This is a genomic window from Azospirillum melinis (genome assembly GCF_013340935.1).
GTDB classification, from domain to species: domain Bacteria; phylum Pseudomonadota; class Alphaproteobacteria; order Azospirillales; family Azospirillaceae; genus Azospirillum; species Azospirillum melinis.
On sequence record NZ_WHOS01000001.1, the window covers coordinates 13,782 to 31,044 of the forward strand.

Consider the following 17,263-nt stretch of genomic DNA (forward strand, 5'->3'; position numbering starts at 1 on the left):
CGAACTCACGCACCAAACGATCCTCCCACCCTGGGGCGGTTCGGCCCATGTCCGGCGAGGTGCGGGACCCATCCGGGCGTAACTGCGGCATACCGCTCGTAGGCGACGCCGAAGACGCGGAGGGCTGCACGCTCCTCGGAGTGCGCCAGTCGGACATACATCCAGACGAGCAGCGGGAACATCACCAGCGTCAGGATGGTCGGCCACTGAAGCAGGAAGCCGAACAGGATGACGATGAAGGCGACATACTGCGGGTGCCGGATGTGGGCATAGGCTCCCGTGGTGGCGAGCCGCTGCTCGCGCTGGGCGGCGTGAAGCACCTTCCAGGCCGCCGAGAGCAGGACGAAGCCACCCAGGATCAGCAGATTGCTGATGATGTGCAGCACGCTGAAGTGTGGGTTGCCCGACAGGCCGAGGACGGTCGACCACAGGTGCCCGGCGTCGTGCGACATCAGGTCGAGGCCGGGGTAGCGGGTCTGAATCCAGCCGGAGAGCAGGTAGATGGTCAGCGGAACACCGTACATCTCGGTGAACAACGCCACGATGAAGGCGCTGAACGCCCCGAAGGAGCGCCAGTCGCGCGGCGACTGCGGCCTGGTGAAGCTGAAGGCGAAGATGATGAAGATCGCGGAGTTGAGGATGATCAGCATCCACAGTCCGTAGCCTGAGGTCTCGTGCGTCATGGCGAGCCTCCCTTGTTCTGACGGTCGGCCTCATCGTCCCCACCGCCGTGGCCGCCGTGGCCGCCGTGGCCGCCGTGGCCGTGTCCGCCATGCATGAAGACGTGCATCAGCGGGCAGAGCAGCAGGAGCACGAGCGGCAGCGCGTCGAGCGCGTGGGTGACGTGATAGAGCGACAGATACACCGCCACGACGGCGAAGGTGCCAAGGCAGGCCAGTCCTGTCCAGGTTCGGTACCAGGGCAGGCGCACCTGCGGTTCCGGCTTGTGAGTCTCGGGGGTGTGATGGGTGTGTTCGTGCGTCATGGCCGCCTCCTCACATCATGCCCATCGGGCCGGCGAACAGCTGGTCGGCAACCTTCTTCTGGTCGTCGCTCAACGCGGCGTAGAGCGGCTTGGCGGCGGCCTCGATGGCCTTCACGGCGTCGAGCCGGGTCGCCAGGACCTTCTGCTGAGCGGCCAGCCGCTCCGGCCAAGCGGATGGCAGGCCGCCCTTGGTCATCTGCTCGTGCATGGCCTGATGGGCCTTGGCGTTCGACCGCAGGGTGTCGGCGAAGGCATTCCACTGCGGCGCCTGGGCATCGGTGATCCTGAGCTCCGCCTGCAGGAAGGCGATGCGGCCCTCGACGTGCTCGAACGCCAGGCCCATGGCGCCCATAGCGCCCATGCCACCCTGCTGGCCCATCATGCCGCCCATCATCATGCCGGGCCGGTTCGCGCTGGGTGGACCTCCCTGGGCTTGGGTACCGGGCTGCACCATAATTCCGCTGCCGATGCCCTCGCCGATCATCGGGGCGTTTCCGGGCACGCTGGGCCGTGCACCCTGCGGCGGCTGGGTGGGCGTCGGGGCGACAGTGGGCTGGTCCTGGGGGGTGGTGGAACCGCTCGGGTGGTGGGCCTGGTGGTCCTGACCTTGGTCCGGAGTGGTGGTCTGGGCCTGGGCAGCCGACATCATGGCGACGAGCGCGAAGGCCGCGAGCAGTGTGCGGGTGAAAGACGACATGGCGTCCTTCGTCTGATCATCTGGTTCGAGCCATCCCGTTCGGACTCCATGCGGGAGCGCCGGGGACACAAAGGCCGAGCGCACGACATCCGGCGACGACCTTCGCTGAGCCGAAGCTCAAGCTGGGCGCGGACAGACTCGTGGCGTCAGAGGATCAGAGAGGGGGGACGAAGTGCGGGGGCGCTGCCGATGCCTTCGGGCGTGGCCAGGGCGAGCAGAGGGTCTGCCCGATCGAGGGCCGGAATGAAGGCCGCAATGGCATCGGCGGGGAGACCGCCATGCATGGTCGCACACTGGGTGACGCTGCAGCAGGCATCGTCGCCGGGCACACCAAGATCCTTGCAGGGGTCCTGCTTGTGCTCATGGTCTGCCACGCCGGCGACACCATCGTCGTGCGTGTCAAGCAAGGCGTGCTCATGAGGCGCCGGCGAATGCTGGTGAGGCAGCAGACTGGCGTGGCTCGGGACGGCATAGACGAGCAGCGTGGCCAGCATCAGCAGGCTCACCACCACCCTCCTCACCGTCGACCACGTCCCTCGCCACATGGCGATTGCCTTCCTCGTCCGAGGTCGGACAGCACCTTGCGTGCCGCCCGGCCCCTCTGCCAAAGGTAATACCATTCCCTGGTCCCTGCAACAGCACGATCGTCTCGACGACCGACCCTGTCAGGGTCCCGGAAGAGTGTGGCGGACTGTCACTCCGCTTTCAGCAACAATCCAGACCATCGACGCAAGCATCGACCCTCCAGCAGTGGGAAGGTCAATACGAAAAGCGCTTGATGGTAACGTCGATTGATCAAGCCCGTCGGTTGACAGACATCAATTCCCGTATCCACATTGGGGGTTATGGTGTGCTCCTCTGGGTGGACCAGGGGCGTTCAAAGCGACGGCTGGCATGAAGCGATTGGGCCACATCTTCGCCATTCTGGCGTTCGCCCTTGCGCTCCTGATGGGGGCGGCGGGCGGAGCCATGGCGAACGTAGGGGCGAATGTGGACATGCCGAACGGCTCGATGGGCCATCACGGCTCCCATCACGCCCCGCCGCCTTCGGCTCCATCCCGGAGCGATCACCACAAGGCCGGCCTCGCCGTCGCGGCGACCTGCTGCCCGGCGGCCGAGGTCCCGGCCCGGCACACCGTCAGCATTTCGGTGACCATGGTCGAAACGTCCTGGCACCCGAAAGCCGGCTTCGTCCCGAACGCCCGGGACATCACGCCGGACACGCCCCCTCCGAAGACCAGCCTCTGATCGGCCGAGCACTCTGACGCCTGTGTCGGACGCCCGGCCATGCGCCGCCTGACCGGCGGCGTGCGCGAGCGATTCCGACCACGCGATCAGAGGATTCTCATCATGTCCGAGAGGCATTTCACGACCCGTCGCGGCTTCATCGCCGCGTTGGGCTTCAGCGCCGTTTCCCTGTACGGCGCCTGGGCAGCCTATGGCGCTGCCCCGCTTCCCTTCGGCGGGCGCAAGGACGCGGCCCCAGAACCCGACGCACACGGCGGCCACGGTGCGGCCGCGGGTATGGCGCCTGAGGAGTTCCGCTTCGAACATGACTTCTTCGTCCAGAAGTACGCGCAGAAGGACGGCAGCGTGAATCCACACGCCGATGCGGATGCCCATGGCGGCGACGCACATGGCGGCCATGGTCATGCCGATGCCGGCCACGACCACGGTGCGGAGTTGACGTCCGTCGAGCCGGTCGACGTCTACCTGATGGCGCAGAAATTCGCCTACAGCCCGGACGTCCTCCGGCTCAAGGCAGGTGTGCCGTACCGGTTCCGCATGATGGCGGACGACATCACGCATGGCGCGTCGATCCAGCTGGGGTCCGCCAGCCGCATCATCCGCCTGCGGCCGAACGTCGTGACCGAACAGTCGATCACCTTCACCAAGCCGGGCGAGTACCTCGTGTACTGCACCGTCTATTGCGGGCAGGCGCATGACGCCATGCACGGCCGCATCATCGTCGGCTGAGCCGGGGAGCATCCACCATGGACAGTATTTCGACCTCCGTCGCTCGGGTGGGCTCGCGCTCGCGCCTCACGGCTCGGGTTGCCGCTCTGCCGGGTACCGACAAAGCCCTCCTCGCGCTGCTGTTCGGCGCCGCTCTGCTGGCGCTCGTGCTCGGCCTGGTTGGCGGCTTCGTGACCGCGCTCGCCCGCGCCGGGGCGCTTGCCTTCTTCCCGGATGACGCCTACCGCCTCCTGACCCTGCACGGCGTGTCCGTGTTCTTCTACTGGCTCTACCTGATCCAGGCAGTGCTGATGCTGGTGCTGGCCGCGGCAGAGAACGGCCGGGGTCTCGCCCTGCGCCCCCTCGCCTGGACTGGGGCCACCCTGATGCTGGCGGGCTTTGGCGCCAGCGAGTGGATCTCCGCCACCGGAACGCCGCTGCTCTACGACGGCAGCCCCGAGCTTGCCGCGGACGATCCGCGCTCTGTCGGGTTCTTCGCGCTCGGTTACCTGCTGCTTTCGGCAGGGCTGGTCGCTTCCGCCGTCAGCGGCATCGCCACCGTGCTCCAGCCTCGGCTGCGCGGCGAGGCCAGCGAGTTCACCTCCATCGGCTTCGCCCTGTTCGCCTGGGCCGGCTTCCTGGTGGTCAGCGCCATCGCAGCGACCAACGCCTTTCTTCCCGGCCTGCTCTGGTCGCTCGGTGCCGGCCCCTTCCCGGCCGACCATGGCACCGAATGGCACATCCTGTTCCACAACCTGCACTACCTGCCGCTGATGGCGACCGTGCTGGTGTGGTACGTGCTGAGCGAACAGCTGACCGGGGTGAAATCCATCCACGGTGCCCGCCTGTCGAAGATCGTCTTCGCCGCCTATCTGGTCTTCGTTCCGCCGACCAGCCTCTACCACATGTTCCTGGAACCGAACCTGTCGGAGAGCGTCCGGGTGATCGGCTCGCTGCTGTCGCTGTTCGTCTCCGTCCCGACCCTGGCGGCCTTCGCGATCATCGTCTCCTCGCTGGAGGCGAGCGCCCGGGCGCACGGCGCGACCGGCTTCTTCGGCTGGATGCGGGGACTGCCCTGGCGCAACCCGGCGATGGCGAACATGGGCTGGGCGGTGGTGAACATGATGCTCGGCATCACCTTCGCCTTCGTCCTGATCCAGGAGAAACTGGCGCCGATGTTGTCCGACACCTTCTTCGTCCCCGGATATTTTCACTTCTTCGCGGTCGGCGTGCTGACCCAGACCTTCCTGGCGGCGCTGATGGTGATCCTGCCGGCGCTTGGCGGAGGCACCCTGTGGCGTCCGGAGCTGCTGCGGTGCATGCCGGCCCTCGTGACCATCGGCCTGCTGGTCTTCGGTGCGGCAGGCATCGCCGCCGGGTTCATGGGTGTGCCGCGGCGTGTCTTCGACATCGGCTACGACGGCATAGCCCCGGCGGCATGGCCAGTGCTGATGGCGCTGGTCGGCATCGGCGCCACAATCTTCGCCATCGCCCTCTCGGTCAGCGTCTACGGCGTCGTCCGCACGATGCTGTCGCTACGCCCATCCCTGGAGCAAGCGCCGGTGGTCGACTGGCGGACCGGGTCGCGCGGCGTCGGCGCGGCCCCGGCGTGGACCGGTCCGCTGTCGGTGGCGGCGCTGGTCGCCGCCATGTATGTCTTCACCATCGTTGCATTCCAACTGATCCAGTCGTCGCCGATCATCGCCATCGGTGGCGGGCACGGCCACTGAGCGCAGGGGAATCGCCATGAAAATGAATGAAGAGCTTTGGCTCGTGGTCGTCATCGCCGCCGTATGGGCGGTGCTCGCCGCCGTCTACGCCCTGATCCCCAGTCTCGGGATGCCCGGCTACGTCCGGGTCTGGGGCGGCGGCGCGGTGCTGTTCCTGATACTCGCCGGGGTGCTGGTCGCCGTCAGCCGGAAGGCGCCCAGGGGCTGAACCGCTGCGCGACTGCGCCACAAGCTGGCGCCACGGGGGCAGGAGCATCGCTCCGCCCCCATGGCACCCTATGTCACTTCTTGATGCCGAGGATGGTTTCGGCCTGGGCGAGCGTCGCCTCCGACTCGGCATGCTTGCCCTGCTTATGGAACGTCTCGCCATCGGCGCGGAGCTTCTTCACCTGCGTCATCTGGTCAGTGCTCAGCTTCGGATTGGCCGCCAGGGCCTGGTCGATGGCGGCCATGTGTTTGGGACAGCTGTTCGCGAGCGCCGGACCGGTCAGGGCGACGGCGAAGACGGCTGCCAAAGCGACGTTCCTGAGCATGGTGTTCCTCCCGTTTTGCAGCCCGCGAGAGCACGGGCTGTCTGATCAACGCCTGAACGGCGCCCGGTATTCCAACACGGGCGGCCCCGGTTGGCGACTGGGCAACGGTACGGCGGCGCCCGGTCCGTCACCGATCCTTTCGGGCAGCGCCCTCAATCGTTCCTGAACCGGCGGAGAGCGTCACCACCCCGTTCTCCCGGACGAGCCGCCCCGTACGCTCCAAGACGGCCAAGGCCCGGTAGATGGCCTCGTGCGTCAGTCCGATCTCGGCGGCGATCTCCGTCCAAGGCCGGTCGAGCCGCACCATCGGCGGATCGCCCGACACTTGGAGCCGAAGCCACGCCACAACCCGCTCCGACGCCGACCGGATGTTCCGCAGTTCCAGCCGGCTACGCAGGTCGCGGACATGAGCGGCAAGCCCACGGGCCAGGGCAAGCGCGGCTTGGGGATTGTCCTCCAGGGCGACGAGCAGATCCGGCTTGGGGATCACCATGACCTCCGAGGGCGCCTCGGCGACGCCATCGCAATGGTAGGCCTCCGCCCACAGGGCGGCCTCGGCAAAGCTCTCGCCGGCGCGGGCAACGTGCAGCGTCACCGACGAACCGTCCTCGAGATGCCGCACGAGGCGCACCCGGCCCTGCTCGACATGGAAGACCGCCACGGTCGCATCCCCTTGCCGGAACAAGGCTTCACCAAGCTTCAGACATCGACGATGGAGCCGCTGCGGTTCGACGAGCCCGACCCATGCGCTTGCCCCCGGCATTCTCAAAACCGCCTCACCCGGAATTCTCTGCCATATGATTACAATCATATAGCGGTGCAGGGCGCCCGGCTACCGTCCGAGGAGTTCAGCAACCCGGAGGATTCCATGCCGATCCGCACCGCCGTCACCCTCGCCCTCGCCACCGCTGTCGGGCTTGGGAGCGCCGCGGCTCAGACCGCCATGCCGATGGACCACGCCACCCATCATGCCGCCCGGCATGCTGACGCACCCGTGTCTCCACCGAGCGCGGTCCCGACCATGCCCGGCCAGGATGCCTTCGGCACCATTCAGGAGATCGTCAGCATCCTGGAGGCCGACCCGGCCACGGATTGGACCCGGGTGGACATCGAGGCGCTACGCCGGCACCTCGTCGACATGAACGAAGTGACGCTCAACGCGACGGCTGTCGCGACGCTGGTGAACGGCGGCGCCAGCTACACCGTCACCGGTGATGGGCGGACCCTGGAGGCGATCCGCAGGATGGTACCGGCGCATGCTCACGAGATCGATGGTGTGAACGGCTGGACAGTCAAGGCCGAGCCGGCGGCGACCGGCGTCGTGCTGACCGTCACCGCCCTGGACCCCAGGCAGACGTCCCATATCCGGGGGCTTGGGTTCATCGGCATCATGGCCCAGGGCGGCCACCACCAGATGCACCACCTCGCCATGGCGAAAGGTGAAGTCCACCACTGATGGCAGAACCACAATCCGTTCAGACCAGGGTCCGGGCGATGGCGTTGATGGCCTTCATGCCGGAGCCGAAGCGGGCGATGGACTCCCGGTGGCTCTCGAGTTCGCCGTATGGCAGGTAGCGCACCTGGAGGTCGGCGACGCGGCTGAACGCCGGCCGGGTCAACTGGGCACGGACCTCGTCCTCGCGGCCGTTCGGCGCCACCAGGAACATCCCTTCCAGGGCATCTGCCTCGGTGCCGAGCGCCAGATCGAGCATGCGGACGACGCCCGAGTAGATCGAGGTCGAGTGCTCGACTTCGAAGGCGGCGGCGACATGCGCCTTGCCCCGGTCGAGCCACAGAACGTCGATGAGCCGGATGGTGTCGGCTCCGGGCGCTTTCTCGATCGCCTCCGGCAAACCGCTCAAGGCAGCCCTCACCGAGCTTGCCGCCGTCGTAGGCCCGGCTGCGGTCATTGGCGGCGATCCACACGTCATAGCCCAGCGCCTTGCCCAGATCACGCAGCCAGCCTTGGATCTCGGTGTGCGTGCGGTCGCCCTCGCGCTCGGCGGCCGCAGCCTTGGAAGCCTTGGCGCTTCTCCTCACGCAGCTTGGCGAGGTCGGCTTCCCACGCGGAGCGGGCGGCGGCATCGTTGGTGCGCGGCGGCGCGGCGTAGCGTGCGGAGCCGACGTCGAACAGCAGTCCGCCGATGGCCCCGAGATCGTTGGACAACAGGTCGCGGTATTCGGCATTCAGCGCCAGGATGCCCTGGCGCATCGCCAGGAACTCGTCCCACCGGCCAAGCTTCACCTTGGCGCCGGTCAGGGCGTTGTAGCCGTTGACGATGGCCGTGTTAAAGGGCGGCACCAGGGTCGGATGCAGGAAGTACAGCAGGTTCGCCACCGCCGGCCCAAGCCCCTTGATCTGCCTGGCGTCGATCTGCCGGATGACGGCGAGGATCTGCGCCTCGACGGTGCAGCAGACGCAGGCGTCGAGCAGCCGCCCGAAGGCGCGCTGGTTGTCCGGGTTCTCATAGATGTCCGGGATGCGCAGCTTGGGCTTCCACAGGAAAGCGTGGTCGGCTCCCTTGAAGATCTGGCGCTGCTCGGCGATCGAGTGAACCACCGTCTCCAGCGACGAGCCGCGATAGGCGTTGCCGAAGGTGCCGGCCTCGATGTCACTCACGACCTGTTGGATGCCGCGGCGGATCGACCGGAAGTTCTTCACCCGCTCGTCCCAGAGAAACCAGGTCTGGTACGTCGCGCCGGCATCCTCACGCCAGCGTTGGATCAACGCGCGCATCGGGTCGGACAAGGAAGGCTCCTTCGCTCGAGGTGATTGAACCCAGAGTAAAGCAGCACCCCCCTCCATCGCAACTCGGGGGAGGCCTCACGACGGGATCCGAGTCGATAGCTGACCGGGCGGGAACGCCGAGGCATCGGCCCCGGTTGCTCGTAGGGTGCTGCCACGCATCCCCACCTGCCTCCGGGAGACCTCTCATGCCACAGCGCTCGAAGACGTCCGCCATTCTTCCGACGATTGCCGTGCTGACCGCGGCCCTGACCGCCGCTTGCGCGCCGACACAGCAGACCACCGGTCAACCGACGACGACCGGCATGACCGCCCAGCAGGGCACGGCCATGCAGCAGGGAACGCAGGCACATCAGGGCATGGTGCAGGGGGGCTCGATGTCCAACTCCCCGGGCTCACAGGCGATGACGGGGTCGATGCAGAAGATGCAGCAGTCCATGATGGCGCAGCCGATGACCGGCGATACCGATCACGACTTCGCCTCCATGATGCGGGAGCATCACCGGGGTGCTGTCGACATGGCGCGGGTCGAACTCCAGAACGGGCGCGATCCCGAGCTCCAGAAGATGGCCAGGAAGATGATCACGGACCAGGAAAAGGAAATCCGGCAACTCGACCGCTGGCTTGCCCGCCATCCGGCCAAGCCGCCCCAGAGCTGATGGCGGCGACTTGTCTGATGTCCCCGCGTTGGTCCAGGCGGAGGGTTCGGACGAACTCCAGGGCGCGCTCGGCTCCGGCGATCCACGGATCGGGTCGAACGCCACGCGCGCCTTCTTAGGGGGGCGGCGAAGTTTGGTCTGCTCACGCTTGCCGATGGCCGCAAGCCACACATCGCTAGGAGGAGAAGTTCAGTCGCTCCCCAGTCGGGCGCTGGACCGAAACTTCCTCATCGTCAGAGCATTCTGCACTCGGTCCTGGCGTCAAACGTTGATCGGTGGCAGCCGCAATTCTCGGTGGTTGCGCGCCCCCGCAACCACCATTACCGAACGTACCTGTTCCCGAAGGCCGGCCGCTCCCGCAGCGCCGGCCTTCGGTGCGTTCGGGCTCGGCCCGAGGCTGAGCAACGCCACCAAGTCGCCCTCTAACTCGAGCTCGACGCCGTGGGTATCGCCAGTGCTGAAACGCACCGCCCCCCGCTCGATCAGCGGACTCAGCCGGTCACGCGCTTCGATCCGGTGGTCCGGTCCTCCAGTATTGCCCCCAGATCGGCGATCCGCTCCCGATAGAGGGCAGCCAGATCGTCGGGCAGAACCACTGGAGGCGAAGTAGGGGAGCGCAGCTTCCAGTGTATCGAGCTTCGCTTGCAAGTCGCACATCAGCTGGTGCAGCGGGTTGGATATACCGCAAACCAATGGTTTGCATGTTCCCGTAGAGCCTGCGGTGCGATTGCCAGTTCCGGCCAGGGCACGCGCATCCAATCGGCTTCGTTATGCAGCGGCGTATAGCCAAGATTGTGCCTGATGCGGTGCGGCTTGCGGCGTCGGCTGAGGGTAGGGGCCGCTGTGATCAACCGATGGATGTTAGAGGTCGCCGGCGCGGAGGTTCCCTTAGGAACCATCCCTACGAACGTGGTCAGGCCCGCTCAGGTTTGAGGGTTTGCAATCCGACAGAACCACCCCCGCAGAGAACTGCCCTTTGGGCCAAAGCATTTCCGGAAGCGCAGGGCTCTGCACCCCGGCAGAATAGGCAGAATAAAGGAGGGAAGCATGCGAGCCTTGGTTTGGCACGGCAAGGAAGACATCCGCTGCGATACCGTCACCGACCCCGAAATCGAGCAGCCGCGCGACGCCATCGTCAAGGTGACGAGCTGCGCCATCTGCGGCTCGGACCTGCACCTGTTTCACAACTTCATCCCGGCGATGCTGCCCGGCGACATCATGGGACATGAGATGATGGGGGAGGTCGTCGAGGTCGGGCCGGAGGCCAGGCACAAGCTCAAGGTCGGCGACCGGGTGGTGGTTCCGTTCACGATCATCTGCGGCCAGTGCGACCAGTGCAAACGCGGCAATTTCTCGGTGTGCGAGGCCACCAACCGCAAGAAGTATCTTGCCGACAAGGTCTTCGGCCACCCGACCGCGGGCCTGTTCGGCTACACGCATCTGACCGGCGGCTATCCCGGTGGGCAGGCCGAATATCTCCGCGTTCCCTTCGCCGACGCGACGCACATCAAGGTGCCGGATGGAATCCCGGACGAGAAGGTTCTCTTCCTCGGTGACATCTTCCCGACCGGCTGGCAGGCCGCCGTGCAGTGCGACATCCAACCGACCGACACCGTTGCGATCTGGGGCTGCGGTCCCGTTGGTCAGATGGCGATCCGCAGCGCCGTCCTCCTCGGCGCCAAGCAGGTGGTCGCCATCGATCATCTGCCGGAACGCCTGGAAATGGCGGAAGCCGGCGGTGCCATCACCATCAACTTCGACGAGGAGAGCGTGGTCGAGCGTCTGAACGAGCTCACCGGCGGCCTGGGCCCGGAGAAGTGCATCGACGCCATCGGGATGGAAGCCCATGTCTCGCCCTCCATGCCGGATACGGTCTACGACCGCGCCAAGCAGATGGTGGGAGCCGAAAGCGACCGGCCGCACGTCCTCCGCGAGATGATCTACGTCTGCCGCCCGGCCGGGGTGATTTCGATCCCGGGTGTCTATGGCGGGTTGGTCGACAAAATCCCGATGGGCCAGCTGATGAACAAGGGGCTGACCATCCGGACGGGCCAGACGCACGTCAACCGCTGGACCGACGACCTGCTGCGCCGCATTGAGGAGGGGCAGATCGATCCGTCGTTCGTCATCACCCACAGTGTGAGCCTCGAGGAGGGGCCCGAGATGTACAAGGTGTTCCGCGACAAGCAGGACAGCTGCATCAAGGTCGTCCTGAAACCCTAAAGACCGGGGAGAGAAGACATGACTTACAGCATCTCGAACATCGCCCGGTCCAAGGGCGACCCGAAGGTCCTCCACTCCGGCCCCAGCTCGCTGGGAGCGGCCGACCGTTTGGCCCGGGCACTCGGCTGGTACAGCATCGGGCTCGGCCTGGCGGAGCTGTTCGCGGCGAAGCGCATCACCCGGGCGCTTGGCATGGAGGGCAAGGAAGCCCTGGTCCGGGCCTATGGTGTCCGTGAACTCGGGCACGGCATCGTTTCGCTCTCGCCCGACAAGCATCTCGGATTGTGGAGCCGGGTGGCCGGGGATGGGCTCGACATCGCCACCCTGATGACGGCCATGCGGCATGACAATCCCAAGCGCGACAATGTCGGGATCGCTCTTGCGGCGGTGCTGGGGGTGACGCTGCTCGACATCATCGGCGCGCAGGGGGTAACAGCCCGCCACAGCCGCCCCCATGGCCGGCCGCGCTCCTACCGGGATCGGACGGGCTTCCCGCAGGGTGTCCAGGCGGCGCGAGGGGCAGCCAGGGATTTCAAAGTGCCTCCGGACATGCGGGCCGTACCAACCCTCGCAGCGGTGTCCGATCGTGCCCCCCAGGAGAAGGCGCAGGAGAAGGCACGGCCGCACTGAACAATTGACGATGTGGCGGCCTCCGAGCGGTGTTCACGCCGTGAGACGGCCGCCGCAGCCCACAGGATCATGGTCCCGCGATGGAGATGAACATGCAAGGGCTCGCAACGGTGACCCTGCTTTTCGGAGCGCTCCTGGCCGGTACATCCGCCTGCACATCCACGGCGCAGCAGAGTGCCGCACCCTCTCAGGGGACGGCGCATCTGCAGCAGGTTGCCAGCTTCGAACACCAGGTGACCGGGGTAACCGTTTCGAAGGATGGGCGCATCTTCGTCAACTTCCCGCGCTGGACGGAGGATGCACCGGTCTCGGTCGCCGAGGTGACGCGCGACGGCCACATCAGGCCCTACCCGGATGACGTCTGGAACTCCTGGCGCAATGCCAGGAAGAACCAGATGTCGGCCGGGGATCACTTCGTGTGCGTCCAGAGCGTCGTGGCCGATGCGCATGGCAATCTCTGGGTCGTCGATCCGGCCGCGCCGGCCACCGCAGCCGTCGTGCAGGGCGGACCCAAGCTCGTCAGGATCGATCTGAAGACGAACAGGGTCGCACAGGTGATCCGCTTCGACGAGACGGTTGCCCCTCAGGGCAGCTACCTGAACGATGTGCGGTTTTCGCCGGATGGCCGGCACGCCTACCTGACCGATGCCGGGGCCAAGGGGGCTCTCGTTGTCGTGGACCTGCAGAGCGGCACGGCTCGACGCGTCCTTAGCGGCCACCCGAGCACCCAGCCGGAAAAGGATGTGGTGGTGAAGACCGATGGGCGGGAGTTGCGCCGGCCCGACGGGCGCGGGGTCGAGTTCGCCGCCGACAGCATCGCGCTCTCTCCCGATGGACGCACGCTCTATTGGAAGGCGCTGACCGGCCGGACTCTCTATCGCATCAGGACGGATGCCTTGGAAAACCCGCGCCTGTCCGGGAAGGATCTCGAGGCCCACGTGGAGCGTGTCGCCGAAACCGAGCCGACGGACGGTCTTTGGATCGACGGGCGAGGGCGGATTTATCTGAGCGCGATCGAGCAGGATGCGGTGAAGGTCCGTGACGGGGATCGCATCGCCACCCTGGTACAGGACAAACGGCTGCGCTGGCCCGACACATTCTCGGAGGGACCTGACGGGATCATCTACGTCACCAGTTCCCGCATTCAGGACATGAGCTGGTTCAAACCCGAGACCGGCCCCCGTCTCGAGACGCAGCTGTGGCGCATCGAGCCAGGGCCAAACGGGGAAAGGCTGAACGGGACGGCGGCCGGCCCTGCCGGGCTGCCCCAATGACCCCGATGGGGCGGTCGGGATGATGGGAGGCTGCCATGATGGGAAGACTGGAGCAGGGCCTTGGGATACTGCTGATCCTGATCATCCTGCTCGATATCTTTCTGACCGTGCTCTACGCCCGGCTCGGCACCAGCATCATCGGAGCCGGGGTCGGGCGGTTGGTCTGGGCCTTCTTCGTCAAAGCCTCAACGCTGTCCGGCTCCGGGCCCAATTCCAGGCCCGGTTCCAGGCGGGGAACCGTTCTGTCCTTCTGTGGTCCGGTCATCCTCGTGCTGCTGGTCGGGGTCTGGGCTCTCGGGCTGACGCTCGGGGCGGCGTTGATCATGCACCCGGAACTCGGCACCTCCATCCGCGCCACCAACGGCGAGACCCCCACCGACTTCGTCACCGCGATGTATGCCGGGGGGACCAGCATGGCCATCGTCGGGGCAAGTGACTTCACTCCGCACACCAGCCCCATGCGGCTGCTTTTCCTGTTCAACTCGCTGATCGGCATGTCGGTGATGTCGCTGACGCTGACCTATCTGATGCAGGTCTATACGGCGCTCCAGCGGCGCAACGTGCTGGCGATGAACTTCCATTTCCTCTCGGGGTGCACAGGGGATGCCGCCGAATTGCTGGCGCGTCTCGGACCCGAGGGGCAGTTCAGCAGCGGCTACACGAACCTGTCGGAACTCGGCGTCGGGATGACCCAGGCCAAGGAGGCCCACCACTTCTACCCGGTGCTGTTCTATTTCCGCTTCAGTGATCCCTACCACTCGGTGTCCCGTTCCACGCTGGTCGCGTTGGACACGGTGAGCCTGATCGAGAGCGCCCTGGACGATCAGAAATACCGCTGGTTGAAGCAGGCGGGAGCCGTCGTGCAACTCCGGGAGGTATCGATGATGCTGGTCACCTCCCTGGAGAACAGCTTCCTTCCCCATGGGGCGCCGGACCGTGAGGCCCAACCGGACCAGCGGACCCGGGACCTCTGGCGAGCACGCTACCACGCTGCCCTGCAGCGGCTTCGGCAGGCGGGGATCCAGGTCGCGGCCGACGGGCAGGCCGGTGCCGAGGCCTACATCTCCTGCCGAATGAAGTGGGACCATCACATCACGAACCTGGCACCCTCGATGGCTTACAGCATCGAGGAGATCGACACGGCAATCAGCGGTCTTGGATCGAAGGGCGGCCCGAACGGCTCCCGGTTCCGCCTGCACGTCGCCGAATAGAAGGCCGAATAGAAGGCCGAATAGCATGCCGGGAAAGCGCCGCCATGTTATCGCGCCCCGTGCAACGTCCGCTCCAGAGCATCATGCAACTGCTTTGGGGTCAACGGCTTGTGCACGAGTTCGAAACCGTGCAGGGCGGCTTCCTCCTGGTGTTCGGGGCCGGTCTCGCCGGTGAGAATGATTCCCGGGGCGGACACTCCGGCAACGTCGCGAAGACGCTGGATGACCTGGGGGCCGACCTCGCCATTGCGCAGCCGGTAGTCGGCAATGACGATGTCCGGCAGCCGGCCGGCATCCCGCACGCGCTCCACCGCCTCGTCGCCGGAGGCGGCGGTGATCACGTCATAGGTCCAGTTCTGCAGTATGGCCTGCAGTCCCGTCAGCACCAGGACATCGTCGTCGACGACCAGGGCGAGCAGACCTGGAGCGTGAGCCGGCCCCGGGGCACAGGGCGATCCCGAGAGTTCCATGTCGCCGTCGCCGAGGGGCACGTCGACGGAGAAATTCGAGCCCTGGCCGAGTTCCGACGTCACCTGGACCGGCAGGGCGAGGATCAGCGACAGGCGCCGCACGATCGCCAGCCCGAGGCCAAGGCCTTGGCTGCGGTCGCGCTCGAGATTGCCGACTTGATGAAACTCGTCGAAGATGCGCTCCAGATGGCCGGGCGGGATGCCGATCCCGGTGTCGCTCACCTCTATGCGGACCGAGCCGCCGGTGACGGCGCACTTGATGCGGACGCTTCCGTGATCGGTGTAGCGCACGGCATTTTCGACCATGTTGCGGATCATGCGACCGAGCAGCATCGGGTCGGTGTGGACGACCAGGCAGCACGACTGCTCGATCTCGAACGCCACCCCCTTGGCCTGGGCCACCGGCGCGTAGGCTGCTGCGATGTCGTCGAGAATCGGACCGAGCGGTGCGTCGCCGACCTGCGGCTCGATCACACCGGAGTCCAGGCGGGACACGTCGAGCAGGCTGTCGAGCAGGGCCTTGAGCGTCTCCAGCCCGCGGTCGAGCAGCGCCAGGGCGTGCCGCCCCCGCTCGTCGGCAACGTGCGGTGCCAGTGCCGCCGAGAACAGGAAGAGCGATTGCATGGGCTGGCGCAGGTCGTGGCTGGCTGCGGCCAGGAACCTGGATTTGGAGAGAAGGGCCTGGTCGGCCTCCGCCTTCGCCCGGCGCAGCGCCTGGTCCGCCTGGAAGCGATCGGTAACATCCTCCATCACCGACACGGCGCCGATGATGGCCCCCCTTGCGTCACGAACCGGCAGAGCCGAATTGAGAATGGTTTTACGGCGACCGTTGAAGGCTTCGATGGCGATCACCTCGTCGAGCACCGTCTCGCCATGCGTGATGGCCCGGGCCGCGGCCCAATCTTGCGCCCCGATGCGCTCGCCCGTATTGTCCCGCCAACCCCGGTATTGTCCGAAATCATCGATGCCGATGGCGAGCAGGCCGCCCCAGATCTGTTGCGCGGCCGGATTGGCGCGCCGGATCATCCCGGCGGAGTCCAGGATGATCACACCCACCGGCAAGGTTTCCAGCACGCGGTCGAGCAGCGCCTCGTGGCCCCGCAGTTCCTCGGTCAACCGCCGGCGTTCGGTGACGTCCTGAAAATACACCGCCAGCCCCGCGGAGGACGGGAACGCACGCACTGCATACCAACCGCCAAGCGGCGGATAGAACACCTCGAACTCGACCGGAACCTGCTCGGTCATGGCACGCTGGTAGTTCTCCCACAACGGTGTGTCACGGGCGTCCGGAAACTCCTCCCACAGAAGGCGTCCGGTCAAATCGCGCCCTTGCGCCAGGAGATGGCGCGCGCGCCTGTTGATGAAGGTGATGCGCCAGTCACGGTCCACCTCATAGACGCTGTCGGTCGTGCTTTCGAGGATCGCGGCAGATCGCCGTTCCGCCGAGGAGACGGCTTGCATGGCGCGTGCGTGCCGCATTGCCTCGTGCCGCCTGTTCGAAAGACGGGCCAGCGTCCACCCGAGCGCCACGGCCGGGATGCCCCCCACCATTACGCCGGTCAAGGCGGCCCAGAAGGTCATGCTGTGCTCTAATGCAGAAACGAGAAAACTCATGTCAACGGCGTTGGCGTGTTTCAACGAGCAAGATCGTTCTCTCCGATCGTCAGGATCTCGGGCGGATCAACCGCGGTTGCACAGCGACGGTGCCGCTCGTCATCGACAACAGCCCTTCCCCGGCTATTGTCCGCTGCGTCGAACCGGCCCGTGCGACGTGAACACCCGTCCGCCCGTGGACAGAGCGCTTGGCAGCGGCAAGCGGCGCGCGCAACAGCCACAGCCGGCGGGATGCGCAGCCGCAGCCCGGTGTTGGGAGGTCCCGCTCGGGTCGGTTGCGGCGTGGGCAATGCGGCCGCCCGGGTTGCCGCCGGCAATGGCTGGTGCGTTGAGGATCGTTCGCGGTGCTGCGGCCCCGCATTCCGGGCAGGCGCATGGATCCCGGAACTGTGCCATGGGCCGCATCGCCGTGAAGGGCCCGCAAGCTTCGCACGCATAGTCGTAGATCGGCATGACGTCTCCTCACGATAAGCAGGTTTTCCCAGATCGGGCCACAGATGGTCCGGGCTGGGAAAACCTGCTTGGAACCCATCCG

General features: G+C 66.3%; 20 protein-coding genes. 10 read left to right on the forward strand and 10 right to left on the reverse strand.

Features of this window, described 5'->3' with window-relative positions; genetic code table 11:
• Window positions 1-5: 5 nt before the first annotated feature.
• The 4 genes from GBZ48_RS00060 to GBZ48_RS00075 form a co-directional block, all read right to left on the reverse strand.
• Entirely contained in the window at window positions 6-683 is a 678-nt protein-coding gene (locus GBZ48_RS00060; RefSeq protein WP_174469108.1) for a methyltransferase family protein, read from the reverse strand.
• On the reverse strand, window positions 680-985 hold the full coding sequence (locus GBZ48_RS00065; protein ID WP_174469109.1) for a DUF2933 domain-containing protein: 306 nt from the start codon (window positions 983-985) through the stop codon (window positions 680-682). Before GBZ48_RS00065 ends, GBZ48_RS00060 begins: the two co-directional genes overlap by 4 nt.
• A gap of 10 nt (window positions 986-995) precedes the next feature.
• Entirely contained in the window at window positions 996-1,682 is a 687-nt protein-coding gene (locus GBZ48_RS00070) for a Spy/CpxP family protein refolding chaperone (protein ID WP_174469110.1), read from the reverse strand.
• Between the two features lie 146 nt (window positions 1,683-1,828).
• A complete protein-coding gene (locus GBZ48_RS00075; RefSeq protein WP_174469111.1) occupies window positions 1,829-2,188 on the reverse strand; it encodes a hypothetical protein in 360 nt (119 codons plus the stop codon).
• Between the two features lie 388 nt (window positions 2,189-2,576).
• Between GBZ48_RS00075 and GBZ48_RS00080 the strand changes: the two genes are divergently transcribed.
• Genes GBZ48_RS00080 through GBZ48_RS00095 form a run of 4 tightly spaced genes read left to right on the forward strand, consistent with a single transcriptional unit; the run spans window position 2,577 to window position 5,576 of the window.
• On the forward strand, window positions 2,577-2,930 hold the full coding sequence (locus tag GBZ48_RS00080) for a hypothetical protein (protein ID WP_174469112.1): 354 nt from the start codon (window positions 2,577-2,579) through the stop codon (window positions 2,928-2,930).
• A gap of 39 nt (window positions 2,931-2,969) precedes the next feature.
• Window positions 2,970-3,659 (forward strand): cupredoxin domain-containing protein, encoded by a 690-nt coding sequence (locus GBZ48_RS00085; RefSeq protein ID WP_174469113.1) that lies wholly within the window; start codon window positions 2,970-2,972, stop codon window positions 3,657-3,659.
• A gap of 17 nt (window positions 3,660-3,676) precedes the next feature.
• The gene (locus GBZ48_RS00090) at window positions 3,677-5,368 is read left to right on the forward strand and encodes a cbb3-type cytochrome c oxidase subunit I (protein WP_174469114.1); all 1,692 of its coding nucleotides are present in this window, start codon (window positions 3,677-3,679) and stop codon (window positions 5,366-5,368) included.
• 16 nt (window positions 5,369-5,384) lie between these two features.
• Window positions 5,385-5,576, forward strand: a complete 192-nt coding sequence (locus GBZ48_RS00095) for a hypothetical protein (RefSeq protein WP_174469115.1) — start codon at window positions 5,385-5,387, stop codon at window positions 5,574-5,576.
• 73 nt (window positions 5,577-5,649) lie between these two features.
• Here GBZ48_RS00095 and GBZ48_RS00100 read toward each other — a convergent pair whose 3' ends face one another.
• Both GBZ48_RS00100 and GBZ48_RS00105 read right to left on the reverse strand, forming a co-directional pair.
• Complete coding sequence (locus GBZ48_RS00100; protein WP_174469116.1) at window positions 5,650-5,901, reverse strand: hypothetical protein; 252 nt, start codon at window positions 5,899-5,901, stop codon at window positions 5,650-5,652.
• A 127-nt stretch (window positions 5,902-6,028) separates the two neighbouring features.
• A complete protein-coding gene (locus GBZ48_RS00105) occupies window positions 6,029-6,664 on the reverse strand; it encodes a Crp/Fnr family transcriptional regulator (protein ID WP_174469117.1) in 636 nt (211 codons plus the stop codon).
• 105 nt (window positions 6,665-6,769) lie between these two features.
• Between GBZ48_RS00105 and GBZ48_RS00110 the strand changes: the two genes are divergently transcribed.
• A complete protein-coding gene (locus tag GBZ48_RS00110; RefSeq protein ID WP_209798176.1) occupies window positions 6,770-7,357 on the forward strand; it encodes a hypothetical protein in 588 nt (195 codons plus the stop codon).
• A gap of 19 nt (window positions 7,358-7,376) precedes the next feature.
• Here the strand turns inward: GBZ48_RS00110 and GBZ48_RS37015 are convergent, their stop codons facing one another.
• Complete coding sequence (locus GBZ48_RS37015; protein ID WP_246306881.1) at window positions 7,377-7,763, reverse strand: hypothetical protein; 387 nt, start codon at window positions 7,761-7,763, stop codon at window positions 7,377-7,379.
• 89 nt (window positions 7,764-7,852) lie between these two features.
• Window positions 7,853-8,650, reverse strand: a complete 798-nt coding sequence (locus GBZ48_RS37020) for a hypothetical protein (protein WP_246306882.1) — start codon at window positions 8,648-8,650, stop codon at window positions 7,853-7,855.
• Between the two features lie 185 nt (window positions 8,651-8,835).
• On the opposite strand from GBZ48_RS37020, the gene GBZ48_RS00120 reads away from it, so the two are divergent.
• The 5 genes from GBZ48_RS00120 to GBZ48_RS00140 all read left to right on the forward strand — a co-directional run bounded on the left by GBZ48_RS00120 (window position 8,836) and on the right by GBZ48_RS00140 (window position 14,644).
• On the forward strand, window positions 8,836-9,306 hold the full coding sequence (locus GBZ48_RS00120) for a DUF305 domain-containing protein (protein WP_174469118.1): 471 nt from the start codon (window positions 8,836-8,838) through the stop codon (window positions 9,304-9,306).
• 1,047 nt (window positions 9,307-10,353) lie between these two features.
• The gene (locus tag GBZ48_RS00125; RefSeq protein ID WP_174469119.1) at window positions 10,354-11,529 is read left to right on the forward strand and encodes a zinc-dependent alcohol dehydrogenase; all 1,176 of its coding nucleotides are present in this window, start codon (window positions 10,354-10,356) and stop codon (window positions 11,527-11,529) included.
• 18 nt (window positions 11,530-11,547) lie between these two features.
• On the forward strand, window positions 11,548-12,159 hold the full coding sequence (locus GBZ48_RS00130) for a hypothetical protein (protein ID WP_174469120.1): 612 nt from the start codon (window positions 11,548-11,550) through the stop codon (window positions 12,157-12,159).
• 80 nt (window positions 12,160-12,239) lie between these two features.
• A complete protein-coding gene (locus tag GBZ48_RS00135) occupies window positions 12,240-13,433 on the forward strand; it encodes a major royal jelly family protein (RefSeq protein WP_246306883.1) in 1,194 nt (397 codons plus the stop codon).
• Window positions 13,434-13,468: 35 nt separating this feature from the next.
• A complete protein-coding gene (locus tag GBZ48_RS00140; RefSeq protein WP_174469121.1) occupies window positions 13,469-14,644 on the forward strand; it encodes a potassium channel family protein in 1,176 nt (391 codons plus the stop codon).
• Window positions 14,645-14,691: 47 nt separating this feature from the next.
• On the opposite strand, the gene GBZ48_RS00145 is transcribed toward GBZ48_RS00140, so the two are convergent.
• Together GBZ48_RS00145 and GBZ48_RS37025 are read right to left on the reverse strand one after the other, a co-directional pair.
• On the reverse strand, window positions 14,692-16,695 hold the full coding sequence (locus tag GBZ48_RS00145) for a PAS domain-containing hybrid sensor histidine kinase/response regulator (RefSeq protein WP_174469122.1): 2,004 nt from the start codon (window positions 16,693-16,695) through the stop codon (window positions 14,692-14,694).
• Between the two features lie 156 nt (window positions 16,696-16,851).
• Window positions 16,852-17,181 (reverse strand): FmdB family zinc ribbon protein, encoded by a 330-nt coding sequence (locus GBZ48_RS37025; RefSeq protein ID WP_174469123.1) that lies wholly within the window; start codon window positions 17,179-17,181, stop codon window positions 16,852-16,854.
• Between the last annotated feature and the right edge of the window lie 82 nt (window positions 17,182-17,263).